Here is a 25,354-nt window from a genome sequence, read left to right as displayed (position 1 = left end):
GGAGGATCATGGGCGGCATGGATGAGATCGTGATCGGCCCGGCGGGCCCGGCCGACGCCGGCGAGATCCTCACCCTGCAGCGGGCCGCCTACGTCGTCGAGGCCCAGCTCTACGACGATCCGCACCTGCCGGCCCTGGTCCAGCCGCTGGACGAGCTGATCACCGAACTCACCGGGAACCTGGCGGTGAAGGCCACCCTGGGGCACCGCGTCGTCGGCGCCGTCCGGGGCGAACTGGACGGCCCGGTCCTGCGCATCGGCCGCCTGGTCGTCGCACCGGACCAGCAGGGCCGCGGCATCGGCACCCGCCTGCTAGCCGCCGTCGAGGCCGCCGCCGACGGCCGGGCCGAGTGGTTCGCCCTCTTCACCGGCCACCTGAGCGCCGGCAACATCCGCCTGTACGAACGCTGCGGCTACGCCGAGACGCACCGCGAGCCGATCCGCCCCGGCCTAACCCTCGTCCACCTGATGAAAGAGCATCGCTAACCCCCCGTCGAGCAGGTCGAAGGCGCGGTTCGCCCGCTCGACCGCGGCCGGGTGGACCGCGTCGGCCGACTCGCCGGCCAGCAACCGGTCGCGGTTCTCCATCACCAGGACCATCCGGGTCGCGGCGATCTGCGCCGCGGCCAGCCGCGCGAGATCCGCGTCGACGAGCGTCGCCAGCTCGGCGGCCAGCAGCTGCTGGCCGCGCGCCGTCGCCGTGTAGAGCCGCGGCGTCAACGCCGGAGTGCCGAGGATCAGCTGCTGCACCCGCAGCACGTTCGGCCGGTCGCAGAGACCCGTCGCGGCATCCCGCGCGGCCAGTGCCGCCAGGAAGTGCCGCCGCAGTGCCGCCACCGGCGACTCGCCCGGCGCACGCTCCCGGACCACCCGGGCCGGCTCGTCGACGTGCTCCTCCAGCGGACCCAGGACCAGGTCCTCCTTGCTGCCGAAATAGTTGAAGACGGTGGTCTTGGAGACATTGGCGGCGGCCGCGATCTCGGCCATCGCGACGTTGTCGAAACCGCGCTCGACGAACAGGTCGATGGCGGTGGTCCAGAGCACCCGGCGGGTCTCCAGCTTCTTGCGCTCCCGAAGGCCGACGTCCATGCCCGAACTTTACCAGAGTCAAATTTGGTCACAGACAAAACCTTGACCCAGACCAAAATTCTTGCGTACGGTCGCCGCATGACCGAGATGAGCAAAGTGGAGCGCGGGATCGGGATGATCCTGTGCCTGGCGACGATCGTGCTGGCGATCCTGGATCAGAACATCGTGTCGGCGGCCATCGTCCCGATCGTCCGGGACCTCGACCCGGTGCACGGCGTCGACCAGGTGGCCTGGCTGGTCGCGGCGTTCACCCTGGCCGCCACGGTGGTCCTGCCGCTCTACGGACGGCTGTGCGACGTGTGGGGACCGAAACGGGTCTTCCTCGGCACCGTGCTGCTGTTCCTGTTCGGCTCGGTGCTCTGCGGCACGGCGCAGACGATGGGGCAGCTGATCGCGTTCCGGGCGGTACAGGGCCTGGGCGCGGGCGGCCTGATGAGCGTCACCATGGTGGTGATGGCGCACCTGCGCCGGCCGGGCGACAGGCAGGGCCCGGGCGGGATGGCCGGTCTGGTCGGCGGCTTCGGCATGGCGATCGGCCCGCTGATCGGCGGTTTCTTCGCCGACCACGGAGATTGGCGCTGGATCTTCTACGTCAACGTGCCGCTCGGCGCGGTGATCGTGACCGGCGCCCTGCTCGTGCTGCGGCTGCCCCGGCACGGCACCGGCACGCACGTCGACCTGTTCGGGGCCGGCCTGGTCGCCGGTTTCGCCGGCGCCCTGCTGCTGGCCTGCGACTGGGGCGGCGACCGGTACGCCTGGTCGTCGCCCACCATCCTGGGCCTGGCCGGCACCGCGGTCACCTGCCTGGCGGCGTTCCTGTGGTGGCAGCGCCGCAGCCCGGACCCGATCCTGCCGCCCGGCCTGTTCCGGATCCCCACCGTCCGGGACAGCTTCGTGATCCAGGCCCTGGTCGGCGTCGCGCTGGTCGGCGTGATGGTCTACCTGATGGTGTACCTGCAGGTCGGCCGCGGGATCAGCGCCGGCGCGGCGGGCACCTACCCGGCGTTCCTGGCAGCCGGGATCGCGCTGTCCGGCGTGGCGTTCGCCCGGCTGGGCTGGCCGCTGCGCACCACCATGGTGGCCGGCACCGGCTGTGCGGCACTGGCCCTCGGCGCCCTCGCACTCACCCGGGCCGACACGTCACTGTGGCTGATCCGCGCCGAGCTGGTGCTGCTCGGCATCGGGTTCGGGCAGCTGCTCGGCAAGCTGATCATGGCGGTGCAGCTGAGCGCGCCGCGGCATCAGCTCGGAGCGGCGACCACGGGGATCCGGTTCTTCCAGTCGCTGGGCGGGGCGATCGGGGCGGCGGCGTTCGGGTCGCTGCTGACAGCCGTCGTCCAGTCGCGGACCGGCGGCCTGACGGTCACCGCGGCGGCGGCGCGGCCGGCGGCACTCACCGCCGGGGTGGACACCGTCTTCGGGGTGGCGGCGGCGCTGATGGTGCTGGCCGCCCTGCTCGCGACCCGCCTGCGGCCGGCGGCCCCGGCGGCACCGGCCACCGACCCCATGCCAGCAACCGCCTCCCCGGCCCCACCGGCCACCGACCCCGTGCCGGCAACCGCCTCCCCGGCCCCACCGGCCACCGACCCCGTGCCGGCAACCGCTTCCCCAGCCCCACCGGCCACCGAGTCGGTGCCGCCGGCCGCGCGGGGCGGCCGGCACCGGTGAAAGCGCCGGCGGTCAGTCCCGGTAGACCGGCGCCGGCGGTGCCGGAGCCGGCCCGAGCGGCGTCAGCCACCGGTTGTAGATGCTGGTCCAGGACCCGTCCGCACGCATCTTGTCGAGCACCCCGTTGGCGAACCGCACCAGATCGGGCGAGTTCTTCGCGATCCCCACGCCGGACGGCTCGTCCGAGCTGAACCTGCCGACCACCTCGGTGCTCGGGTCCTGCGCGGCCAGCCCGGCCAGCAGCACGTCGATGGTGGACACCGCGTCCACCTGCCCCTGCTGGAGCATCACCAGGCAGTCCAGGGTGCTGTCGGTGGCCACCGGGATCGGCTTGGCCGGCTGCTCCGCGATGGTCACGATGCTGGTACTGCCCCGGGTCGCGCAGACCTTGCGGCCACCCAGGTCGGTGAACTCCCTGATCCCGGAGCCCTTGCGGACCAGCAACCGCTGGTGGGAGGTGAGGTACTCGGTGGAGAACGACACCTGCTGCCAGCGCTCACAGGTCATCGTCATGGTCCGGACCACCATGTCGGCCTTGCCGCTCTGCAGCACCGGGATCCGGTCGGCAGTGGTGATCGCCAGGAACTGGATCTTCCGGGCGTCGCCGAACAGCGCCTTCGCCATCGCCCGCGCGATGTCGATCTCGAAGCCGACCAGGTCGCCGGTGTTCGGGTCGCGGTATCCGAACAGGTACGCGTTCTGGTCGATGCCGACGATCAGCCGGCCCCGGGCGACGATCCTGGCCATGGTCGAGCCGGCCGGCATCCGTCCCGGTGCCGGCAGCGCGCCGGTCGGCCGCAGGCTGGCCCGGGGGTCGCAGTCCGGGGCCGGCCGGGCGCTCGGGATCTCGGCCGGATCCTGCACGTTCTCCGGCAGCGGCAGGGCGGCGCGGACCCCCGTGGCGGAACCCGGTCGCTCGTCCGCCGAGCCGCAGCCGGCGAGCGGGGTGAGCAGGACAAGCGCGGCCAGCGTCGCGACGACCCGTTTCATCGGTACTCCTTGAGCCGGGGACGGAACCCGAGGATCACCGCGGCGACCAGGCCACCGGTGAGCAGCAGCAACGCGATCTCCAGGCCGGTCAGGGCCGAGCCGCCCCGGCCGGCCTGCCGGTCCACCCGCTCGTTCGCGGCGGCCAGGGCGGTGGTCACCGCGGTGTCCAGCTGACCGAAGACGGCCGGCAGGTCGGCCTTGCCGGTCGCCGTCGCGCTGGCCACCGCGGCCAGGTAGTCACCCCGGTCGTCGAGCTGGCGCAGCTGGCGGTGCATGTCGTACCACCGGTCGGCCTGCTCGCGGGCCTGCTCGATGAGCTGCCGGTCGGCGGCCGGGGCGTGTCTCAGGGCGGTGCCCATCACCCGGTCCAGATCCGCCATCACCGTGACGTAGTCCTTCTCGAACGCGGCGCCGCTGCCCCGGGCGATGAGCGTGAGCGCCTCGTCGGCGCGGGCCTGCAGGGCGAGCCGGCGGCCGTCGGCGAGTGCCGAGACCAGCGCCGAGCCCTCGCCACGGCCGGCGTCCACCCGGCTCGCCGCGGCGCTCAGCGCGGTGACCGGCCAGGCCAGCAGGATCAGGGCGACCAGGGCGGCGGCGACCAGTCCGACGTTGAACACCCGGTTGGTCCGGCGGGCGACCAGCACCTGCGCCCCGACCAGCCCGGCCACGGTGAGCAGGCCGAGCAGCAGCACCGGCCACGGGAACCCGGTGGCGTCGCGCTGCGCGGCGTCCACCCGGTCCTGCGCCGAGGTGAACAGGCCCTCCGCCTGTGGCAGCAGGGTGTGCCGCATCAGCGCCGACGCCTCCCGCAGATAGGCGCCGCCGAGCGGCGTGCCGAGCCGGTTATACGACCGGGCCGTCTCCACCAGTCCGGTGTAGACCGGCAGCTGGGTGGTGAGCACCGCGAGCCGGGCCGCGTCCGCGTCGTCGGCGTCGCGGGTGGCGACGGTCAGCGCGGCACCGGCCCGGGCGAGGTCGTCGAGGTACCGCTGGCGTAGCTCGGTCCGCTCGGCGCCGTTGCTCAGGAACGCGGTGGCCGCCGTGGCGTCCGCGTCGGACAGCGACCGGTAGAGCTCCTGGGCATCGACGCTGAGCGGCCCGCTCACCGTGGTGATGTCCTCGGTCAGCGCGGCACGGTGGTGCACGGTGGCGAGCGCGGTGCCGCCCAGGCCGACGCCGAGCGCGATCAGGGTGACCGCGATCAGGCGATACAGGTCCGGCGTGGCGAGACGGCGCAGGACTGTCGGCAACGCCCACCCCCTGGTTCACAGACGACTGCCGATGACAGTACGGGGTACCGACAACGCGATACGTGACCGGTGCCGGGCTCGTGGTCAGCCCGGGAACGGCCGTTCCCCGGTCACCGACCACACCTCGGCGATCCGGTCGCCGGCCAGGTGCAGCAGGTCGATGCCGCCGACGTGCACCCCGGCCCGCTGGGCGGTCCACCGGATGGCGAACCCGGCGTCGCCCGCGACCGGCGGCCCGTCCAGGGTGAACCGCAGCCCCGGCCGCTGTTCCCGGAAGTCCTCGACATAGGCGGCCATCTCGGCCGGGCCGCGCACCCGGTCGCCGGCCAGCGCCGCGTCGTTGCCGCCGGCGAAGTGGATCCGGAAGCCGCTGGACAGCAGGGTCCCGGCCCGGGACAGGTCGCCGTTCCAGAACGCGACCCAGGCGGCCGCCAGCTCGTCGGCACGCGACATGGTGAGTTCTCCTCGCTCGCGGGAATCGCTACCACCCCGATCCTGCGCGGACTCGGCGACACCGTCCTGTCGGTGTTTCGCCGGCGAGCGTGGCTCGCGGACCAGCCGTACCGGAAAGCGCCGGAACCGGGCAGCGGACCTAAGCCGTGTTTCGGAGTCCGGCCTAGCGGCGGGTCATCAGGTGGCGCAGGTCGCGCGTGTGGCCGGTGGACGGGCGGACCGCGAGGATGCAGGTGTCGTCGTCCGGATTGGCCCGCCGCAGGCGCCCGACCAGCTCGGCGAGCGGCTGCTGCGGCGCGGCGCGGACCGCGTCGTCGACCGCGCGGATCACCGCGTCCAGGCCGGTGTCCAGGCTCTGCCCGCGGTACTCCACCAGGCCGTCGGTGTAGAGCAGCAGCACGTCGCCGGGGCGGAAGTCGGTGACCGCCGTGGCGTAGCGGGCGTCCTCCAGCACGCCGAGCATCGGTCCGGCCGGGCGGGCCAGCGTCGTGGTACGCCCGGCCCGGCACAGCATCGGCGGCGGATGGCCGGCCTGCGCCCAGGTCAGCTCCAGGCGGTACGGGTCGAATCGGGCGATCACCGCCGTCGCGGCCAGCTCCGGCGACTCCCGCTCCAGCTCGCAGGTGAGCCGGTTGAGGTGCCCGAGCAGGGTGGCCGGGTCGCTGTCCAGCACGGTCAGCGCGCGCAGCGCGTGCCGCAGCTGGGCCATGTTGCTGGCCGCCTGGGTGCCGTGCCCGGTGACGTCGCCGACCGCGAGCAGCACCGTCCCGTCGCGCAGCGCTGCCGCGTGGTACCAGTCGCCGCCGACCATCGAGTCCTGCCCGGCCGGCAGGTAGCGGATCGCGGCCTTGAGCCCGGGCAGCTCGATCGGCTCGTCCGGGATCGGCAGGATGATCTCCTGAAGCCGCAGTGCCAGGTCGTGCTCGGCGTCGGCGGCCCGGCGCTGCTCGTCCAGCTTGTGCTCGACCTCGGCCAACTGCTTCGCGCTGACCTGCTGCTCGGTGACGTCCTGGACGATGCCGAAGAGCCGGATCGGCCGCCCGTCGGCGTCCCGGACGGTCTCCGCGATCGTCCGCAGCCGCCGGATCCGGCCGGCGATCCGGACCCTGGTGAACAGCTCGATCCGATCCGACCCGCGCGCCGCGGCCAGCGCGATCTCGCGCAGCGAGTGCTCGCCGTCCACCGCCGCGTGCCGTCCCTCGGCGTGCGAGTGCGGGCCGAGCGCCGGGTCCCGCTGGTAGATCCGGTACAGCTGGGGCGACCAGTACACCTCGCCGGTGACCAGGTCCCACTCGCCCCAGCCGAGGCTGGCCAGGCGCTCCACCTCGGCGAGCCGATCAGCGACCTGCCGCCGATCGCTCAACGTCTCCGCGAACGCCTGATGACCCACCGACCAACCTCCCCGCCTGCCCTGGCCTCCTGCTTACGCCAGCGCACCGGGCGGTCGTATCCCCCGATCATCCGGGGCTGCCGCGCTGCCTGCCCATCGATCCACACGTCACCCGGTCGGGCGTAAGGCTTTCGGGGGCTGGTCCGGCGTGATCGGCGGTCACAGCTCGAAGAGGTCCCGGATCGCCTCGGCCAACCGGGCCATGCTGGCCCCGGTCACCATGCCGATCCGCTCGGCGCCGACCGAGGCGGGCAGCCGGCGCATCCGGTTGACCACCACGACGCCGGTGATCGGGTCCTGCTCGGTGAGGGCCACCGCGTACGGTGGGAGCTCGGTCACGCCGCGCTGACGGACGATGGGAGCGCAGTAGGGCGAGGCGTTGTCCCGCTCGTTGTAGCTGTCCGCGGAGAGCACGAGCACGCGGTACCGCAGATCGGAGCGATCGCCGATGGTCCAGATCTCGCCCCGGCGCACGTCAGCACCGACCGGATGACGGCACGGTCCGGTTCGGCATGGCTGGAAGCGTACCGCCGCGCCGATCTACGCCGCGTGCACCCCGTTGGCATGTCGCGGTGCCCGGCGGGCCGTCACCTCCGCCGGCGCCACCGGTGTTCACCACGTGGACGTGATCGAACTCAACGCCCCCGGATCCCGTAGAAACTAACGCGGGGCCCGTCACGGGCCGGTTACGAAAGGACGTAGGGATGTCGCAGAAAGCGCAGATCGGAGTCACCGGCCTTGCGGTGATGGGCCGCAACCTGGCCCGCAATTTCGCCCGGCACGGACACACCGTGGCGTTGCACAACCGCTCCTACGGCCGGACCAAGGAGCTGGTCGAGGAGTTCGGCCACGAGGGCACCTTCCTGCCCGCGGAGACCCCGGAGCAGTTCGTGGCGAGCCTGGAGCGCCCCCGCCGCGTGGTGATCATGGTGAAGGCCGGGCCGGCCACCGACGCCGTGATCGACGAGTTCGCGCCGCTGCTCGAAGAGGGCGACATGCTGATCGACGCGGGCAACGCGCACTACGCGGACACCCGCCGCCGGGAGGCCGCGCTCAAGGCCAAGGGGCTGCACTTCGTCGGTGCCGGCGTGTCCGGCGGCGAGGAGGGCGCGCTGCACGGCCCGAGCATCATGCCGGGCGGGCCGAAGGAGTCGTACGACGCGCTCGGGCCGCTGCTCGAGGACATCGCCGCCAAGGTCGACGGCGAGCCGTGCTGCGTGCACGTCGGCCCGGACGGCGCCGGCCACTTCGTCAAGATGGTGCACAACGGCATCGAGTACGCCGACATGCAGCTCATCGCCGAGGCGTACGACCTGCTGCGCCAGGTCGGCGGGCTGTCCCCGCAGGAGATCGCCGGCGTGTTCGGCCAGTGGAACGAGGGACGGCTCGGGTCGTACCTGATCGAGATCACCGCCGAGGTGCTCAAGCAGGTGGACGCGTCGACCGGCAAGCCGTTCGTGGACGTCGTGGCCGACCAGGCCGAGCAGAAGGGCACCGGCCGCTGGACCGTGCAGGCCGCCCTGGACCTGGGCGTGCCGGTCAGCGGCATCGCCGAGTCCGTCTTCGCCCGCGCCCTCTCCGGCGGCGCGGACGTGCGCAAGGCGGCCGCCGACGCCGGCCTGCCGGGCCCGTCGGCGGGGTCCGAGCACGTCGGCGGTGACCTGCGCGCGGACGTCGAGCAGGCACTGTTCGCCTCCAAGATCGTCGCGTACGCGCAGGGCTTCCAGCAGATCCAGGCGGCCAGCAAGGAGTACGGCTGGGCGATCGACCCGGGCGCGATGGCCAAGATCTGGCGGGCCGGCTGCATCATCCGGGCCAAGTTCCTGGACTTCATCAAGCAGGCCTACGACAAGAACCCGGAGCTGCCCACGCTGCTGGTCGACGACTACTTCCTGGACGCGGTCAGCGGCGCCCAGGACGCCTGGCGGCGCGTCGTGGTCACCGCCGCCCAGCAGGGCATCCCGGCCCCCGGCTTCTCCTCCGCGCTGGCCTACTACGACGGTCTGCGCGCCACCCGCCTGCCGGCCGCCCTGATCCAGGGCCAGCGCGACTTCTTCGGCGCGCACACCTACCGCCGCGTCGACAAGGACGGCTCCTTCCACACCCTCTGGGCGACCGACGACCGTTCCGAGATCGACGCCTAGACCACCACCGCTTTTCGGTACGCGTGACGCCCCGGCCGCCCAGCCGGGGCGTTTTCGTCGGCGCGCACCGATCCGCGACGAGCCCCGCTCCGTAGTCATGGTCGACACCACGGCCCCTGGAGGAGCGATGAGCGACGATTCGGCCGGCACGCGCCCGCCCGACGCCGGCCGGCTGGTGCGGGCCCGCCCAGGCGACCAGCCGGTCCCCGCACCCCGCCCGGCCACCCTTGCCGAATCCGACGACTCCCCGGCCGTCGTACCCCACCCGGGCTCGATGGCCGAAGCCGAGCACTCCGCGGCCCTCGCACCCCACCCGGGCTCGGCGGCCGAAGCCGAGCACTCCGCGGCCCTCACACCCCACCCGGGACCGGCGGCCGGATCGGCTCAGCCCTCCGCTCCCGCCGCCGACCTCGAGCCGACCGGTGCGTGGCCGGCGCCCGATCCGGCCGAGTTCGCCGAGGAGGACACCGACCCGACCGGGTTCGCTCCCGTCGCCGGGCTGCCCTATCCCCCGGCCACCGACCCGTTCGACGATCCCGGTTTCACCTCGGCCTATCCGCTGCCCGGCTGGACCGCCCCACCGGACCTCGAACCGCTCCCCGGCACCGCCCGCCGCCGGAAACCGGTGCTGCTGGCCGCCGCCGCGCTCGGCCTAGCCGGCCTGATCGCCGCGTTCCTGCTGGTCCCCCGGCAGGACGCCGACGCGCCACGCGCCGCGGCCGCCACCGCCGCGGCCACCACCCCGGCGCACCGGGCCGCCAACCCGCCGGCCGACAACGCGCCGCCCGGCAGTCAGCTCACCGCCCCGGCCGACGGCCGCACCGAGGCCTCCTTCGACCTGCTCGACAGCGCCACCCTGGTCGAGCTGAGCGCCGCCGACCTCGGCGACGACCTGTTCCGGATCAGCACCCCGCCGAACAGCGGCCTCACCCCGTCCGCCGAGCAGGACCACGACGCGGTCCGGCTGCGCCTGCGCTCGGACGGCAGCGGCGGCTCGGCCGCCGTCACGATCGTGCTCAACGCGGCGGTCCGCTGGACCCTGCGCCTGGACGGCGGCGTCACCCACAGCCGCCTCGACCTGACCGGCGCCGACCTCGCGGCCCTGGACCTCAACGGTGGCGCCAGCCGCATCGACCTGTCCCTGCCCGAGCCGCGCGGCCTGGTCCCGGTCCGGATGACCGGCGGCGTCGACCAGTTCCGGGTCACTCTCCCGGACACCACACCGGTCCGGGTCCGCGTGGAGTCCGGCGCCGGCCAGGTCACCGTCGGGGGCACCACCCACCGGGGCATCGCACCGGGCCGCTCGTTCACCACCCGGGGCTGGGGCACCGGTGACGCCGGCGTGGACCTCCAAGCCGTAGCCGGTCTCTCCACCCTGACAGTCACCAACTGACCCTGCGCCGGCCCGGGAGCTGGTCGTCACGGTGCTCTCCGCACCCCGGAGACCACCGTCACCACCAGCCCACGACACCAGCTGGTCGTGGGAGTGCTCTCCCGACCCCGGAGACCACCGTCACCACCAGCCCACGACACCGGCTGGTCGTGGTGGTGCCCTCCCGACCGCGGAGACCACCATGACCGCCAGCCCGGCCCGGACACGCACCAGCGCCGACCGGGCGGGGCGGGTGGGCGTACCGGAAGCGGGTTTCAGGCGGACGTGAAGCGAGCCGGAACCGGCGTGGCGGACATCAGCGCGCCGCATTCCTCGGCCGGCAGTGGCCTGGCCATGAAGTAACCCTGGCCATAGCGGTAGCCCATCTCCCGCAGCCGGTCCCGCTGCTCCGCGTTCTCGATGCCCTCGGCGACCGTTTTGAGCTGCAGGTACTCGGCGAGCTGGGCGACCGCCGCGGCGACCGCGAGCCGCCCGCGGTCGGCGCCCGAGGCGATGCCGTCGACGAACGACTTGTCCAGTTTGAGGACGTCGACGGGGAACTCGCGGAGCAGGCTGAGCGACGACTGGCCGGTGCCGAAGTCGTCGAGGGCCAGCCGGACGCCCATCTCGTGCAGCGCCCGCAGGGTGTCCCGGACCTGCCAGCCGTCGACCACCGACGACTCGGTGACCTCGAGGATCAGGTTGCCGGAGGTCAGGCCGTGCTCGCTGAGCACCGCGGCCACCTCGTCGACGAAGCCGGCCTCGCGCAGCTGGCGGACCGCGACGTTCACGTTGATCGACTCGATGGCGGCGGCACCGTGGGCGGCCCGCCAGCGGGACAGCTGGGCGCACGCCTCGCGCAGCACCCAGGCGCCGAGCGGGACGATCAGGCCGGAGCGTTCGGCGACCGGGATGAAGTCGGCGGGCGAGACGAAGCCGCGCACCGGGTGCTGCCAGCGGACCAGCGCCTCGGCGCCGGCCAACCGGCCGGTGACCAGGTCGAAGACGGGCTGGTAGACCAGGCGCAGCTCGCCCCGGACGATCGCGTTGTGCAGCTCGCTGGCCAGCCGGGCGTGGTGCACCATGTCCTGGCGCATCCGCGGCTCGAAGCGCACCCAGGACGCCTTGCCGGACTCCTTGGCGGCATACATCGCGATGTCCGCGTTGCGCTGCACCTCGTCGGCGGTCTCACCGGTGCCGGCCACCGCGATGCCGGCGCTGGCGTGCACCAGGAGCTGCTGGTCACCGACCCGGAACGGCTCGCCGAGCGCGGCCAGCAGCCGGGCCGCGGCCGCCTCCACCGCCGCCGGCTCCTCGTCCGGCAGCAGCACCGCGAACTCGTCGCCGCCGAGCCGGGCCGGCAGCTCGCCGGGCAGGCAGTGTTCGCGCAGGCGCTGCGCCACGTGGTAGAGCAGCTGGTCGCCGGCGGCCGGGCCGAGCGTGTCGTTGATCATCTTGAAGTCGTCGACGTCGATCAGCAGCGCGGTGGCCGGCTGCCGGTTCTCCAGGCGGTCCGCCAGGGCGACGCCGAACCGGGTGCGGTTGGGCAGGCCGGTCAGGGTGTCGCTGAGCGCCAGCCGTTCCAGTTCGGCCTGCTGGCGGCGGATGCCACGCAGCGCCAGGGTGTTCTCGCGCAGGCTGAGCAGCTGGCGGGCGACGACGAAGCCGGCGATCAGCACCGCCCCGACGATCACGGTGCGCTGGCGGGCGTTCATGTCCCGGGCGCTGACGCTGATCACCAGGACGGCGGTGGCGGTGACCGCGACGAACGGCAGCAGGTTGAACACCGAGCGGCCGGCCGTACCGGTGGCCGGGCGGGCCGGCGCGCCGAGCGAGCGCCGCTGCAGCAGCGCCGCCCCGGTCACGGCGAGCCCGACCAGCGGGAGCGCCAGCACGGACAGGGCCAGCCGGCCCGCGTCCGGGCCGGTGATCAGCAGGGCGCCGCTGGCGACGCCGGCCATCGGGGCGACGGTGAGCAGGCGCAGGGACGCCGGGTGCACGGCGGCGCCGGGTGCCGCGGCCGCCTTGCCGATCACCACGAGCAGCAGCACGCCGCCGACCCCGACCGCCGCGGCGGCCACCCGGGCCACCAGCGAGGTGCCGGCCGGGGCCAGGTCGAACACGACGTACCAGAAGACGAGCGTGCCGGCGACGGCGACGGTGGCGCCGTCCAGGAGGGCGCGGCACCATCCGAGCACCGTGCGCTCGCCGATCGGCAGGCGCAGGAACGCGACGATCAGCAGCAGGACGCCGAGGAGCGCCGGAACACCGATGTACGGCGACAGCCCGGTCTCGTTGTTCGCCCGGCACAGCGCGATCACCCCGGCGGCCAGCAGGAACGTGCACGCCACCTGGAGTTGCCGCCAGAACGACCGGACCGGCCGGGCCAGCCGCACCTGCGAGCCGATCGCCCGGCAGGCGACGATTGCCGGCACCATGGCGACCGGGGCGCCGGCGAAGCCCCAGTACAGGGTGCCGGGGGTGCCGGCCAGCAGCCAGAGCAGCACCGCCAGGGTGGCGGCGAGCGCGACGGCGGCGGGCGCGAGGCCGCCGGCTCGTGGCCGGTCACCGGCAGTCTCGCGTCCGCTCATGATGGCTTACCAGTCGGCCGTCCGGGCCCGGATCTGAGCCGAACGGTCAGCCGCGGAGTGCCGCGGACACCACCGCGCGGGCCTCCTCCTGGATCCGGGCCAGGTGGTCCGGGCCGTGGAACGACTCGGCGTAGATCTTGTAGACGTCCTCGGTGCCGGACGGGCGGGCGGCGAACCAGCCGTTGCCGGTCACCACCTTGAGCCCGCCGATCGCCGCGCCGTTGCCGGGCGCGCTGGTCAGCACCGCGGTGATCGGCTCGCCGGCCAGCTCCTTCGCGGTCACCTGCTCGGGCGACAGCTTGCCGAGGACCGCCTTCTCCTCGCGGGTGGCCGGTGCGTCGATCCGGGCGTAGGCCGGCTCACCGAACCTGGCGGCCAGCTCGCGGTAGTGCTCGCTCGGCGTCCTGCCGGTGGTCGCGATGATCTCGGAGGCCAGCAGGTCGAGCAGGATGCCGTCCTTGTCGGTGCTCCACGCGCCACCGTCGCGCCGCAGGAACGACGCCCCGGCGCTCTCCTCGCCACCGAACCCGATCGACGCGTCCAGCAGGCCGGGCACGAACCACTTGAAGCCGACCGGCACCTCGATCAGCTTGCGGCCCAGGTCGGCGGCGACCCGGTCGATCATCGAGGAGGAGACCAGGGTCTTGCCGATGCCGGCGTCAGCCCGCCAGCCGTCGCGCACCCGGTAGAGGTAGTCGATGGCGACGGCGAGGTAGTGGTTCGGGTTCATCAGGCCGCCGTCAGGGGTGACGATGCCGTGCCGGTCGGCGTCGGCGTCGTTGCCGGTGGCGATCTGGAAGCGGTCCTTCTGCTCGATCAGGGAGGCCATCGCGTACGGCGACGAGCAGTCCATCCGGATCTTGCCGTCCCAGTCCAGGGTCATGAAGCCGAAGCGCGGGTCGACAGCCGGGTTGACCACTGTCAGGTCGAGCCGGTGCCGGTCGGCGATCTCGCCCCAGTAGGCGACGCTGGCGCCACCGAGCGGGTCGGCGCCGATCCGGACGCCGGCGCTCCGGATCGCCTCGATGTCGATCACCGAGGGCAGGTCGTCGACGTAGCTGCCGAGGAAGTCGTAGCCGGAGACGCTGGCCGACTCACGGGCCTGCGCGGCGGTCACCCGGTGCACGTCCTTGAGCCCGCCGGCGATCAACTCGTTCGCCCGGTCCTGGATCCACCTGGTGGCGTCGGTGTCGGCGGGGCCCCCGTTCGGGGGGTTGTACTTGAAGCCGCCGTCGGCCGGCGGGTTGTGCGAGGGAGTGACCACCACCCCATCCGCTTTAGCCCGATTTTTCGTGTTGAAAGCCAAGATGGCGTGGGATACCGCCGGCGTCGGGGTGTACCCGTCACGGCTGTCGATCAGCACCGTGACACCGTTGGCGGCGAACACCTCCAGCGCCGTCACCTGGGCCGGCTCGCTCAGCGCGTGGGTGTCCCGGCCCAGGAAGAGCGGGCCCTCGATGCCCTGCTCCCGCCGGTACTCGACGATCGCCTGGCTGGTGGCCGCGATGTGGTCCTCGTTGAACGCGGTGCCCAGACTCGATCCGCGGTGCCCGGAGGTGCCGAACGCGACGCGCTGACCCACCTCGGCCGGGTCCGGATGCTCGGTGTAATAGCGCGAGATGACCTGCGGCACGTCGATCAGGTCGGACGACTCGGCGGGCTTGCCGGCACGGGCGTGGACGGACATGGCGTGGCCTCCTCGGGGTTTCCCGGATCGTATCCAGCCGCGGGCATCTTGAACCTTTCCGCACCCCGATCCGAACTATCCTGCGTGACCGGGAGACTTCCGCGCCTGTTTCTACTGCTCCTGATCGCCCTCGGCGCGATCCTGGCGATCCCGGAGCCGGCTCTCGCGCACGCCGCCACCGTCGGGTCGAGCCCGGCGCCGGGCAGTGTGGTGGGCACCTCACCCACCGAGGTCACCGTCACCTTCAGCGAGGCGATCACCCCGGTCGGCGGGCACATCCAGGTGGTCGCGCCGGACGGCGAGCGCATCTCCGGCCTGGCCACGGCCCGCGGCGCGGTGCTGCACATCCCGGTCCGCACCGCCGCGCACCCGCTCGGCACGTACCTGATCAGCTTCCGGGTGATCTCCGCGGACAGCCATCCGGTGGGTGGCGCCATCACCTTCTCGGTCGGCGCGCCCTCGGCGCGACCGCAGGCCGCGGCCGCGATCGGGACCCATCCCTCGGTCCGGATCGCCGTTCCCACGATCCGTTTCCTGGGGTACGCCGGACTGACGCTGATCGTGGGCCCGCTGATGTTCCTGCTCTTCCTCTGGCCACCGCGCCGTTCCCGGGCGGGCGCGATCCGGCTGGTGTGGACCGGCCTGGCGCTGACCGTGGTGGCCACCCTCGGCGCGCTCGGCAGCCAGGCGCAGCAGGGCAGCGGTGCGGCGCTCTGGCAGGTGTCCGCCGGCGAGTTGGGCGAGGTGGCGGCCAGCAGGTTCGGCCTGATCCTGCTGGCCCGGCTGGCGATCCTGCTGGTCCTGGGCGGGCTGCTCGGCGCCCGGTTCGCCCGGGAGCGCCGGCCGCTCGCGGACCGGGCACGGGAGCCGCGCCGGGAGCAGCCGCGGTGGGCGTACCCGAATCGGATCTTGATCGTGCTCCTGGGTCTGGCCGGACTGGCCACCTGGCCGCTGACCGGGCACGCGATCGCCGCACCGATGCCGGCCGTCACGGTCACCGTCGGCGTGGTGCACCTGGCCGCGATGGGCGTCTGGATCGGCGGCCTGGTCACGCTGCTCGCCATCCTGCTGCGCGGCACCGACCGCCGGGTGCTGCGGGTGCTGCTGCCGGTCTGGTCCCGCTGGGCGACCCTGTCGGTGATCTGGCTGGCGCTGGCCGGCGTGGTGCAGGCGGTGATCCAGGTGGGCACGCCGGCCGCGCTGACCGGGACCGGGTACGGCCGGCTGCTGCTCGCCAAGCTCGGCATCCTGGTGCTGGTGCTGGTCGCCGCCGCGGTGGCCCGGCGGTTCGTGCGCCGCTCCGAGGCCGGCCCGGGGCTGCGCCGCACCGTCGGCATCGAGGTGGCCGCCACCGCGGTGATCCTGGCGCTGAGCGCGGTCCTGGTCCAGGTGGATCCGGGGCGCACCGCGGAGGCCCAGGCCGGCGCGGTCACCGGCGACGGGGTGTCGCAGACGCTCACCTGCCCGCTCTACACGCTGCAGTTCAACATCTATCCGGTGGAGCTGGGCGAGTACAACACGGTGCACGCGTTCCTCTACACGCCGGAGGGCAAGCCGCTGCCGCCGGCCGAGTGGCAGATCAGCACCCAGCTCGCCGGCCAGGGCCTGGAGGCGGTGAAGGAGCCGCTGCTGGGCCTGAACCCGCCGCACCACGCGCTCGGGTCGGTCTCGTTCCCGCTGCCCGGCACCTATGAGATCGCCTTCACCATCCGCGTCGACGACCTCAACCGTGCCACCGTCAAAACCACCGTCACCGTGCCCCCGAAGCCCTGACCGGCTGGCCCTCACGGTGGTCTCCACCGCCCTGAGACAACCCCCACCACCAGCCGCACCCAGCGCCGCACGACCGTCACCCCCGGGCTGGTCCTCACGGTGGTCTCCACCGCCCGGAGACAACCACCAGCACCAGCCCGGAAGCAGCAGCCCACGGCCGCCACCCCGGGCTGGTCCTCACGGTGGTCTCCACCGCCCTGAGACAACCGTGCCGACCAGCCGGGGTCAGCGGCGGGAGGCGGTGACGGCGGCCGAGGTGTAGCTCATGACGAAGGTGCCGCCGAGCTGGTCGATCCGCTCACCGACCGCGTCCAGGATCTCGGCGAGCTGGGCCGGGGCGACCCGGGTGAGCGCCCCGGACGTGGGGAGCTGGTCCAGATACTCCTCGCGGGTGTACTCCCGATCCCAGTCGACGTGCCACAGCTCGGGCTCGCCGAAGCCGCCGGCCGCCCGGATGCCCTCCGCCGCCCGGTCCAGGATCGGCCGGTATCCGTCCAGCGCCGATCCGGCCGGCATCCGGCCGAGCTGGAACGGCGAGTCCGGCACCAGCCGCCGGTAGACCTCGCCGAACCCGGCCGCCAGCTCGTCCGGCAGCTTGAACGTGTGCCAGAACGGGGCCAGCCGGCCACCCGGGCGCAGCACCGCGGCGGCCTTCGCGGCACCGGCCACCGGATCGATCCAGTGCCACGCGGTCCCCGCGACGACCAGGTCGAACGTGCGACCGGCCGGATCCCAGTCCTCCAGCGTGGCCACCTCCGCGGCGATCCCGGTGGACCTGGCGAACGCCGCCATCCGGGGATCGGGCTCGACCCCGAGCACGGTGCAGCCGAGGTCGCGCAGCTGCCGGGCCTCGATGCCGGTGCCACAGCCGGCGTTCAGCACGGCCCGGCCCGGGGACGCGTCGAGGATCCGCCGGAGCAGCTCGGCCGGGTACGGCGGACGGGTGCGGTCGTAGCGCGCGGCGTCGACGCCGAACGACTCGGCGGCCTGGCGGTACCGATGAGTGGGCATGCGCCCACTCTAATGGGCAAGCGCCCACTACGGAAGGCGGTAGGTTGACCTGGTGCCAACCGGGGTTGCCCTGCGCGACGTGCGCCGCCAGCTGTTCGAGGCCGCCGACCGGATCCTGCTGCGGGCCGGGCCGAGCGGGCTGACCAGCCGGGCGGTGACCACCGAGGCCGGCTGCGCCAAGGGTGTCCTGCACCGGCACTTCGACGACTTCGACGCGTTCCTCGCCGACTACGTGCTGGACCGGGTCGAGCGGCTGGCCCCGGAGGCGGCCGCGCTGCGCGAGACGGCCGGCAGCGGCACCGTGGCCGGCAACCTGACCACCACGCTGACCGCCGTCTTCGAGTCGGTGGCGGTGGCCATCGTCGCGCTGGTCACCTTCCGGGACGGGCTGCGCGCCCGGCTGCGCCGCACCTGGCCGGCCGGGGTGCCGGTGCTCACCGAGGCGGCCGAGATGATCGCCGGTTACCTGGCGGCCGAGCGCGACCTGGGCCGGATCCCGGCCGGCGCCGAGGTGGAGACGATCGCCGCGATGCTGATCGGAACCGGGCACCTGCTCTTCGCCGACCGCACCGGCGAGCCGCCCGGCCCCGAGCGGGTGCACCGGATGGTCACCTCGGTGCTCAGTCAAACCTCCCCGTAGTGCTGAATATTCGGGCGAAACCGAGTCCCGCTCCGGTTCCTGGGCACACCGGGGGCATGTTCGTCTCGTTGAACCACCGGGCCGGCGCCGTCGTCGCGGAAGTCCGGGGCAACCTCGATCTGGACAGCGCGCCGGAGCTGGCCGCGTGCCTGAACGAGGCACTCGCCGCGCCGCGCCCGCACATCGTCGTCGACCTGGCCGGGGTGGAGTTCTGCGACTCGATCGGCCTGAGCACGTTCGTGGTCGGCCACAACCGGGCCGAGGCGGCCGGCGGATGGCTGCGGCTGGCGGCACCGGGCGAGTTCCTGGAACGGTTGCTGGACACGCTCGGGCTGGCCACCCGGCTGGGTGTGTACCCGACGGTTGACGACGCGCTGGCCGACCGGCCCGAAGTGATGTGACGCCGCTGCGGGCGTACCGGAGAGCGGGCGGACCGGACGGGACGCGGGTCCGCGGGCCGCGAGCCGCCGGCATGTCCTAGTGTCGCGGCGTGCTGATCCTGTTGCCGCCGTCCGAGGGGAAGACCCCTGCCACCACCGGGGAACCGGTCGACCACACCACGCTGTGGCTGCCCGAGCTGGGCACCGCCCGGGCCCGGGTGCAGAGCAGGCTGGTGGCGCTGTGCAAGCGGACCAGCGCCCGCTCGGTGGCCGACTCGCTGCGCGTGCTCGGGCTCAGCGAGGGGCAGCGGGGTGAGCTGGCGCGCAACGCGGAGCTGCCGGTGGCGCCCGCCGCGCCGGCCGTCGAGGTGTACACCGGGGTGCTCTACGAGGCGCTGGACGCCGGGTCGCTGGACGAGGCGGCGCGCAAGTGGCTGTTCGAGACGGCCGTGGTCTTCTCCGGGCTGTGGGGCGTGGTCCGGCTCGGCGACCGGATCCCGGCCTACCGCTGTTCGGTCGGGGTGACGTTGCCGGCGCTGGGCGGGCTGACCGCGTACTGGAAGAAGAATCTGCGGAAGGCCCTCGACCAGGCGGCGGCCGGCGGACCGGTACTGGATCTGCGGTCCGGCGCCTACGCGGCGATGTGGGCGCCGCCGGTCGAGGCCGAGGGTCGCGTCGCGGCCCTGCGGGTGCTGCACGAGCGCGTCGTCGGCGGGGTGCCGAAGCGGTCCGTGGTGAGCCACTTCAACAAGGCCACGAAGGGGCGGCTGGTACGCGCGCTGGCCACCGAGGGCGCGTCGCCCGGCTCGGTGGACGAGCTGGTCACCACGATGCGGGAGCTGGGCTTCACCGTCGAGGAGCGGCCGGCGCCGGCGGGGCGACCCCGCCAGCTCGACATCGTCGTCGCGGAACTCTGACCGGCCGGACGCCTACCTGGCGTCGAGGATGTCCACCACGAAGCGGAGATCCTGCTTCTGGTACGCGAGCGCGGCCGGCACGTCCAGCTGGATCCGGCTGCCCACCCGCTGCCCGGGGATGCCCTGGTCCCAGCCCTTGATCAGCTGGCCGGCCCCGACCACCGAGGTGAACGGCTCGTGGCGGCTCCACGACGAGTCGACGACGGCGCCACCGGCGTACGGGATCAGCTTGTAGTTGAAGGTGACCGTCTGGCCGACCTTGACCACCGGGCCGGTGCCCCGCACCAGCGGCGTGATCACCAGCTTGCGGAGCGGGCCGCCGGTGCCCGGCTTGACCTCCGGCTCCTTGGACAGCTCGGGGGAGAGCGAGCCGGCGGCGCCGCTCGGCGCCGGTTGCGGAGCGGCCGTCGTCGCGTCGGCGGCGGCGGTCGCGGGGGCCGCGGCGGTGGCCACGCTCGGCTGCTTGTCGTCGCCGCCGGAGCGCACCACGAAGAAGACGATCGCGAGCACCGCGACGACGAGCGCGCCGGCCACCCCGCCCGCGATGGCCTGGCCACGGCGTTTGCCCGCCGCTACGGTCCGGTCACTCATCCGCCAGCTCCTCCGGTGATCAGTTCGGAAACTTCGGACACCGTACTCGCAGGCGGCAGAAATGCCACGAAGAACCTCCGCCGAATCACCGAGGCGGTTGATCAACCGTACGGGCGGTACCCGATCCCGCCCTTCACCCTGCGCGGGGAAGATGAGATCGTTTCACCGCCTCCCTTTCCGTGAGTCCCACGCCCCCGCCACTGGAGAATCGTTGCGCCGTCGACGCCCCGAGGTGCCGGATGTGCTGCTGGAACCCGGCAGACCGCGCTGGCGGGACCATCTCGGCCCGGCCGCGGTGATCCTGGTCGGCGTGCTCGTCGTGGTCGCCGTCGGCCTGGTCCTGCGGGCCGGCCGTGCCGAGGAGCCGGTGCCCGCCGAGCCGGTGGTCGCCGAGGTGACCGATCCGCCGGTGGCACAGGTGCCGATCCCGCTGCCCAGCCCGTCCCCCTCGACCAGCCCGAAGCCGGTCGACTCGATAGTCGTGGAGCAGGGCGGGGTGCCGGACACCGTCGACCTGGCCGCCGAGGGCAAGATCGACTGGGTGCACTGGGGCGAGGGCGGCCCGTACGCGCTGGAACGCAGCGCCAAGGGCGGCTTCGCGATCCTGGAGGGCACCCCGGACGCCCCGCGCGAGCGGCACACGCTCAGCCCGCAACGGTTCCGGTGGAGCGGCGGGACCCCGGCGGCCGGCAACCGGGGAACGACCAGCGGGATCCGCACCTGCGGGGCGGGCAACGGGTTCACGCTCTCCGCGCCGGCCACCACCAACCCGATGCGGCTGCGCCTCTATCTGGGCGTGTCAGCGGCCCGGGGACTGCTGCGACTCCGGCTCTCCACCGGCGGCAAGACGCTGACCTCGGCGATGGTCCAGCGCGGGAACGAGCTGGAGACCGCCAAGTACACCATCGACTACCAGGCCACCGAGGCTGGCAAGATCTCCATCGAGTGGATCACCGAGGAGTCGTTCGGCTCCGGATGCGGTGGGGTGGCCCTCCAGGCGGCCACTCTTTTCTGAGCATTTTTCGTGACTAACCGGTGTCCGCCGGGAAAGGGGAACAGGGTGTTCGCGGGCTGGGGATCGCGGGTCGCCCGCCTCCGCTGGCCGGTGCTGATCGTCACGCTCGTGGCGGTTCTCGGCGCCGGACTCTGGGGCGTGGGCGTTTTCGGGCAGCTCACCGAGGGTGGCTACGCCGATCCCACGAGCGAGTCGGCCCGGGCCGCCGACGTGGCCGCGGCGGCCATCGGTGGCCAGGGCGGCGACGTGATCGCGATCTACACACCGGCCGGGGGCACCGCGATCACCGACGCCGCGCTCGGCAAGCGGATCCGGGCCCGGCTGTCCTCGCTGCCCGCCGGCGCGGTCACCGCGAGCACGTCGTTCTGGGACAAGAGGAACCCGGCGTACGCCGCGAAGGACAAGTCCAGCGCGGTCGCGGTGATCAGCCTGGCGGGCGCGGACGACGCGGCCAAGGCCGACGCGTACGCCGAGATCGAGCACCGCCTCGCCGTCGACGGCGCCACCGTACAGCTGGCCGGCAGCATCCCGCTCGCACACGCCTCCAACGAGCGGTCCACCGACGACCTCGGGTTCGCCGAGATGGTCTCGATGCCGGTGGTGCTGATCCTGCTGCTGGTCATCTTCGGTTCGCTGGTCGCGGCGTCGTTGCCGGTGCTGATCGGCGGCTGCTCGGTGCTCGGCGCGCTGGGCGTGCTGCACGCCGTCGCGCTCGGGCACGAGGTGAACTCGTTCGCGGTCAACGTGGCCAGCCTGCTCGGGCTCGGCATGGCCATCGACTACGGGCTGTTCATGGTCGGACGGTTCCGGGAGGAGCAGGCCGCCGGGCACGAGCCGGGCGAGGCGGTACGGCGTACCGTGGCCACCGCCGGCCGTACCGTGGTCTTCTCCGCGACCCTGCTGATGACCGCCCTGGCCACCCTGCTGCTCTTCCCGCAGGGCTTCCTCAAGTCGCTGGCGTACGGCGGTCTGGCCGCCGTCTTCCTCGCCATGCTGCTCTCGCTCACCCTGCTCCCGGCGATCCTGGCGATCCTCGGCCCGCGCGTCGACAAGCTGCCGATCCGGCTGCCGTTCGCCGCCCGGACCGGCAGTGGCTGGCAGGGTCTCGCCGCGTTCGTGCTGCGCCGCCCGGTAGTCGTGGCGATCCCGATCCTGGCCGGCCTGATCGTGCTGGCGCTGCCGGTCAAGGACGTCAGGTTCGGCGAGAACGACGAGCGGGTGCTCCCGGCCGGCGACCCGGCCCGGGTCGCCGTGGAGACGCTCAAGTCGTCCTACCCGCAGTTCAGCAGCGACGGCGTGCAGGTCGTGCTGCGTGGCCCGGCCGGCCACCTGGCCGCCGACATCGCCAAGATCCCCAGCGTCGCCGCTGTGGACCGGACCGGCGCGGCGCGCGACGTCACCGTCCTGAACGCGGCCCTGACCGGCACCGACTCGTTCAGCGCCGAGTCCCGGCGGGTGGTCGAGGCGATCCGCGCGCTCCCGGCGCCGGCCGGAACGCGGATCCTGGTCGGCGGCGTCACCGCCCGCAACGTGGACAGCCTCGACGCGATCGGCGACCAGCTGCCGCTGATGATCGGCCTGCTCGCCGGGGCCACCCTGCTGCTGATGTTCCTCGCCTTCGGCTCGATCCTGCTGCCGATCAAGGCGGTGATCATGAGCGCGCTCAGCCTGAGCGCCACCTTCGGCGTGCTGGTCTGGCTGTTCCAGCAGGGCCACGGCTCCGGGCTGCTCTCGGTCACCCCGGCGCCGCTGGAAGCCGGCATCGTGGTGCTGATGGCCGCCGTGGTGTTCGGCCTCTCCACCGACTACGAGGTGTTCCTGCTGTCCCGGATGGTGGAGGCGCGCACCCGCGGCGCCAGCACCAGGGACGCCGTCAGCACCGGCCTGACCAGCACCGGCCGGGTGATCAGCGCGGCCGCGCTGCTGCTGATCGTGGTCACCGGCGCGTTCGCGCTGTCCGCGATCACCACCATGCGCTTCATCGGCGTCGGCATGATCATCGCGCTGGTGCTGGACGCGACGGTGGTCCGGATGCTGCTCGTGCCGGCGGTGCTCGCGCTGCTCGGGGACGCGGCGTGGTGGGCACCCGGGCCGCTGCGGCGCCTTCAGGAGAAGGCGGGCCTCGCGGAACACTCGGATCCGGATCCGCTGCCCGCTCCCGGTTCGCCGGCTGCGCTTTCCGGTACGCCGTCAGCCGCCGACGCCGCGACGGAGGTGCTGGACTACGCGGCGGTGGCGGCGCACCTGTCGGCTTCCAACGCGGTGACCACGGTGCTGCCGGTGATCAAGGCGGACGAGGAGCCGCTGGTGGCCGCCCCCGACGAGACCTCCATCCTGGTCTGGAACGGTGACTCCGCCGACGAACCTTCGCCGGCCTCCGACTCTTCCTCCGCCTCCGACTCTTCCGCCACGTGCTCCGACTCCGACGCCGGCTCCGACTCCGACTCGTCCGTTTCCTCGGATCCTGCGGCCGAATCGTCCGCTTCCTCGGATGACGCCTCCGCGCCGGTCGATGCACACTCGGCTTCCCCGGATGACGCAGCCAGCGACGAAGAGCCCTCTGCCGACGAACTCATAGCGGACAATCCACCCGCCGACGCCACCCAACTCCTTCCTCTCTATCAGCCGGATCCCGTCGCGGCCTCGGCGGACGACGCCGACGCCCTCCCCGCCGAACCGGTCGAGTCGGCTGAGCCCTCCGAGTCCACCGAGTTGTCGGACCCCACTGAGCCCGCTGAGCCCTCCGAGCCCGGTGAGTTGGCGGAGCCTGCTCAGCCTGCCGAGTCCGCCGTCGAGACCCTGTCCGAGGCGGAGGAGAGTCCGTCCGAGGTCGCCTCCACCGACGACATTCCGCCCAGCGACACCACCACCGACGAGATCCCGCCCAGCGACACCACCACCGACGACATTCCGCCCAGCGACACCACCGCCGACGCGAGCCCGGCCGACGACACCGCCACGGACGAGATCCCGCCCAGCGACACCGCCGACGAGAGCCCGGCCGGCGACACCACTGGGTCCGGCGCGGCCGCCGAGCCCGCCACGTCCCGGGAATCCGCACCCGCGGCCGACGCCGAGCCCCTCGCGGAGCCGGCCGCTTCGAAACCCGCCCCGGAGCCGGACCCCGCCCCGGTCAGCGCGATCCCCGCGGCGGTGGCCGACGCCTTCACCTGGATGTCCGACCCCCGGATCGCCGGCATCGTCGGCGGCCAGGAGCCCACCGGCGAGTCCGCCCCCGACTTCGCCTGGTTGACCGGCCCGACAACCGCCCTGCCCACCACCACGTCGAAGTCCGCCACTCCCGCGGAACCTGAGACCGCCCCGGAGCCGCCGGACCTGCGCCGCCCGCAAACCCTGGACGACTGGCTGGGCACCGCGCCGGCCGCCGACGCACCCGCCCGGCCGAGCCGTCCCTCCACGCTGGGCGACCTGCCCACTCCCCCGCCTCGCAGCGCCGAGCCCACCCCGGTCGAGGAATCCGCCGCCACCGAGGCACCTACCTCGCCGGACCTCCCGCCGGCCCCGGCCGAGCCCGTCGCGGAGGCCCAGCCGGAGCAAGCGCAGGGCCTCCAGCCGGCCATCGACACCGCCACGACGCCCGCCGACCCACCTCTGGAAACGCCGGCCGTCATCCCCGCCCCGGATGCCGCTCCCGTCAGCGCATCCGGCCGCCGGCCGCAGACCCTGGACGAGTGGCTCTCCGGCGCCTCGCCGCTCGTCACCCCACCGGCCGGCCCGGTCCAGCCCGAACGACGTCCGCAAACCCTCGGCGACCTGTCCCCGGTCAGCTCGATCCCGGTCAGCGCGGCACCCACCCGGCGCCCGCAGACCTTGGACGAATGGCTGCACGGCAACCCCGCCCAGCCCCGCCCGCAAAGCCTCGACGACTGGGTGACCGGCGAGAACCGCGAGGTCACCCCGCGCACCCCGGCACCGGAAGCCCCGGCCGCGCGCCCGCGGACCCTGAGCGACCTGCCGGCCGACGACAACCGCCCGGTCAGCTCGGCCGCCGTCCGCCCGCGGACTCTCGGCGACCTGCCGACCGGCGACAACCGCCCCACCAGCTCCGCCGGCCCGCGCCCGCAGAGCCTCAGCGATTGGCTGACCGGCGCGACAGCACCGGCCCGCCGCCCCGCCACGCTGGCCGACCACTCCCCCGGCCCGCATCGCCCACGCCCGGCCAACGGCGACCGCACCGGGGGCAACGACAACACTCCACCCGGCGACCACCCGGCCACCAACGACCGCGCCGACGGCGGTGACCCGGCCGAACCCGGCGATCGCCCCGCCAACAGCGGCCCCGCCTCGGCCGGTCGCCGCCCGGACCGCGAGGCCGACCCGGACCCGACCGTGTCCTGACCCCTGACCGAGCATCCCGCCGCCTGCCCGCCCGG

Annotated in this window: 20 protein-coding genes; 10 read left to right on the top strand and 10 right to left on the bottom strand. The window is 73.4% G+C overall.

All coding sequences use genetic code 11. The features are described from left to right. Positions 1-17: 17 nt before the first annotated feature. Positions 18-485, top strand: coding sequence for a GNAT family N-acetyltransferase (locus Actob_RS14295; protein ID WP_284920654.1), 468 nt, complete (start codon positions 18-20; stop codon positions 483-485). On the opposite strand, the gene Actob_RS14290 is transcribed toward Actob_RS14295, so the two are convergent. Next, positions 450-1,088: a TetR/AcrR family transcriptional regulator gene (locus Actob_RS14290; RefSeq protein WP_284920653.1), complete on the bottom strand. Its 639-nt coding sequence runs from the start codon at positions 1,086-1,088 to the stop codon at positions 450-452. The two genes, Actob_RS14295 and Actob_RS14290, sit on opposite strands and share 36 nt — an antisense overlap. 78 nt (positions 1,089-1,166) lie before the next feature. On the opposite strand from Actob_RS14290, the gene Actob_RS14285 reads away from it, so the two are divergent. After that, positions 1,167-2,756: an MFS transporter gene (locus tag Actob_RS14285; protein ID WP_284920652.1), complete on the top strand. Its 1,590-nt coding sequence runs from the start codon at positions 1,167-1,169 to the stop codon at positions 2,754-2,756. A 12-nt stretch (positions 2,757-2,768) separates the two neighbouring features. Here Actob_RS14285 and Actob_RS14280 read toward each other — a convergent pair whose 3' ends face one another. The 5 genes from Actob_RS14280 to Actob_RS14260 form a co-directional block, all read right to left on the bottom strand. Continuing rightward, a complete protein-coding gene (locus Actob_RS14280; protein ID WP_284920651.1) occupies positions 2,769-3,746 on the bottom strand; it encodes a glutamate ABC transporter substrate-binding protein in 978 nt (325 codons plus the stop codon). After that, on the bottom strand, positions 3,743-4,996 hold the full coding sequence (locus Actob_RS14275; RefSeq protein ID WP_284920650.1) for a hypothetical protein: 1,254 nt from the start codon (positions 4,994-4,996) through the stop codon (positions 3,743-3,745). Before Actob_RS14275 ends, Actob_RS14280 begins: the two co-directional genes overlap by 4 nt. Positions 4,997-5,080: 84 nt before the next feature. Then, entirely contained in the window at positions 5,081-5,449 is a 369-nt protein-coding gene (locus tag Actob_RS14270; protein WP_284920649.1) for a nuclear transport factor 2 family protein, read from the bottom strand. Positions 5,450-5,612: 163 nt separating this feature from the next. Further along, positions 5,613-6,839: a PP2C family protein-serine/threonine phosphatase gene (locus Actob_RS14265; RefSeq protein ID WP_284920648.1), complete on the bottom strand. Its 1,227-nt coding sequence runs from the start codon at positions 6,837-6,839 to the stop codon at positions 5,613-5,615. 159 nt (positions 6,840-6,998) lie between these two features. Beyond that, on the bottom strand, positions 6,999-7,313 hold the full coding sequence (locus tag Actob_RS14260) for a type II toxin-antitoxin system PemK/MazF family toxin (protein WP_284920647.1): 315 nt from the start codon (positions 7,311-7,313) through the stop codon (positions 6,999-7,001). A 230-nt stretch (positions 7,314-7,543) separates the two neighbouring features. On the opposite strand from Actob_RS14260, the gene gndA reads away from it, so the two are divergent. Together gndA and Actob_RS14250 are read left to right on the top strand one after the other, a co-directional pair. After that, the gene (gene gndA / locus Actob_RS14255) at positions 7,544-8,983 is read left to right on the top strand and encodes an NADP-dependent phosphogluconate dehydrogenase (RefSeq protein ID WP_284920646.1); all 1,440 of its coding nucleotides are present in this window, start codon (positions 7,544-7,546) and stop codon (positions 8,981-8,983) included. 127 nt (positions 8,984-9,110) lie between these two features. Next, on the top strand, positions 9,111-10,376 hold the full coding sequence (locus tag Actob_RS14250) for a hypothetical protein (protein ID WP_284920645.1): 1,266 nt from the start codon (positions 9,111-9,113) through the stop codon (positions 10,374-10,376). 254 nt (positions 10,377-10,630) lie between these two features. On the opposite strand, the gene Actob_RS14245 is transcribed toward Actob_RS14250, so the two are convergent. Continuing rightward, on the bottom strand, positions 10,631-12,946 hold the full coding sequence (locus Actob_RS14245) for a putative bifunctional diguanylate cyclase/phosphodiesterase (protein ID WP_284920644.1): 2,316 nt from the start codon (positions 12,944-12,946) through the stop codon (positions 10,631-10,633). 46 nt (positions 12,947-12,992) lie between these two features. Further along, positions 12,993-14,633: a phosphoglucomutase (alpha-D-glucose-1,6-bisphosphate-dependent) gene (pgm, locus tag Actob_RS14240; RefSeq protein ID WP_284920643.1), complete on the bottom strand. Its 1,641-nt coding sequence runs from the start codon at positions 14,631-14,633 to the stop codon at positions 12,993-12,995. An 84-nt stretch (positions 14,634-14,717) separates the two neighbouring features. On the opposite strand from pgm, the gene Actob_RS14235 reads away from it, so the two are divergent. Then, positions 14,718-16,406 (top strand): copper resistance CopC/CopD family protein, encoded by a 1,689-nt coding sequence (locus Actob_RS14235; RefSeq protein ID WP_284920642.1) that lies wholly within the window; start codon positions 14,718-14,720, stop codon positions 16,404-16,406. A gap of 225 nt (positions 16,407-16,631) precedes the next feature. Here Actob_RS14235 and Actob_RS14230 read toward each other — a convergent pair whose 3' ends face one another. Further along, the gene (locus Actob_RS14230) at positions 16,632-17,417 is read right to left on the bottom strand and encodes a class I SAM-dependent methyltransferase (RefSeq protein WP_284920641.1); all 786 of its coding nucleotides are present in this window, start codon (positions 17,415-17,417) and stop codon (positions 16,632-16,634) included. A 52-nt stretch (positions 17,418-17,469) separates the two neighbouring features. Between Actob_RS14230 and Actob_RS14225 the strand changes: the two genes are divergently transcribed. The 3 genes from Actob_RS14225 to yaaA all read left to right on the top strand — a co-directional run bounded on the left by Actob_RS14225 (position 17,470) and on the right by yaaA (position 19,354). Continuing rightward, positions 17,470-18,057 carry a TetR/AcrR family transcriptional regulator gene (locus Actob_RS14225; protein ID WP_284920640.1) on the top strand — a complete coding sequence of 196 codons (588 nt, stop codon included), beginning with the start codon at positions 17,470-17,472 and terminating at the stop codon, positions 18,055-18,057. 56 nt (positions 18,058-18,113) lie between these two features. After that, positions 18,114-18,458, top strand: coding sequence for an STAS domain-containing protein (locus Actob_RS14220; RefSeq protein ID WP_284920639.1), 345 nt, complete (start codon positions 18,114-18,116; stop codon positions 18,456-18,458). Positions 18,459-18,547: 89 nt separating this feature from the next. After that, the gene (gene yaaA / locus Actob_RS14215; RefSeq protein ID WP_284920638.1) at positions 18,548-19,354 is read left to right on the top strand and encodes a peroxide stress protein YaaA; all 807 of its coding nucleotides are present in this window, start codon (positions 18,548-18,550) and stop codon (positions 19,352-19,354) included. 12 nt (positions 19,355-19,366) lie between these two features. On the opposite strand, the gene Actob_RS14210 is transcribed toward yaaA, so the two are convergent. Next, positions 19,367-19,945 carry an FKBP-type peptidyl-prolyl cis-trans isomerase gene (locus Actob_RS14210; protein WP_284920637.1) on the bottom strand — a complete coding sequence of 193 codons (579 nt, stop codon included), beginning with the start codon at positions 19,943-19,945 and terminating at the stop codon, positions 19,367-19,369. 241 nt (positions 19,946-20,186) lie between these two features. On the opposite strand from Actob_RS14210, the gene Actob_RS14205 reads away from it, so the two are divergent. Beyond that, positions 20,187-20,960, top strand: coding sequence for a hypothetical protein (locus Actob_RS14205; RefSeq protein WP_284920636.1), 774 nt, complete (start codon positions 20,187-20,189; stop codon positions 20,958-20,960). Positions 20,961-21,005: 45 nt separating this feature from the next. Beyond that, a complete protein-coding gene (locus Actob_RS14200) occupies positions 21,006-25,319 on the top strand; it encodes an MMPL family transporter (protein WP_284920635.1) in 4,314 nt (1,437 codons plus the stop codon). Positions 25,320-25,354: the final 35 nt, after the last annotated feature.

This window comes from Actinoplanes oblitus (assembly GCF_030252345.1).
GTDB lineage: Bacteria > Actinomycetota > Actinomycetes > Mycobacteriales > Micromonosporaceae > Actinoplanes > Actinoplanes oblitus.
This window is presented reverse-complemented; position numbering and strand designations above follow the sequence as displayed.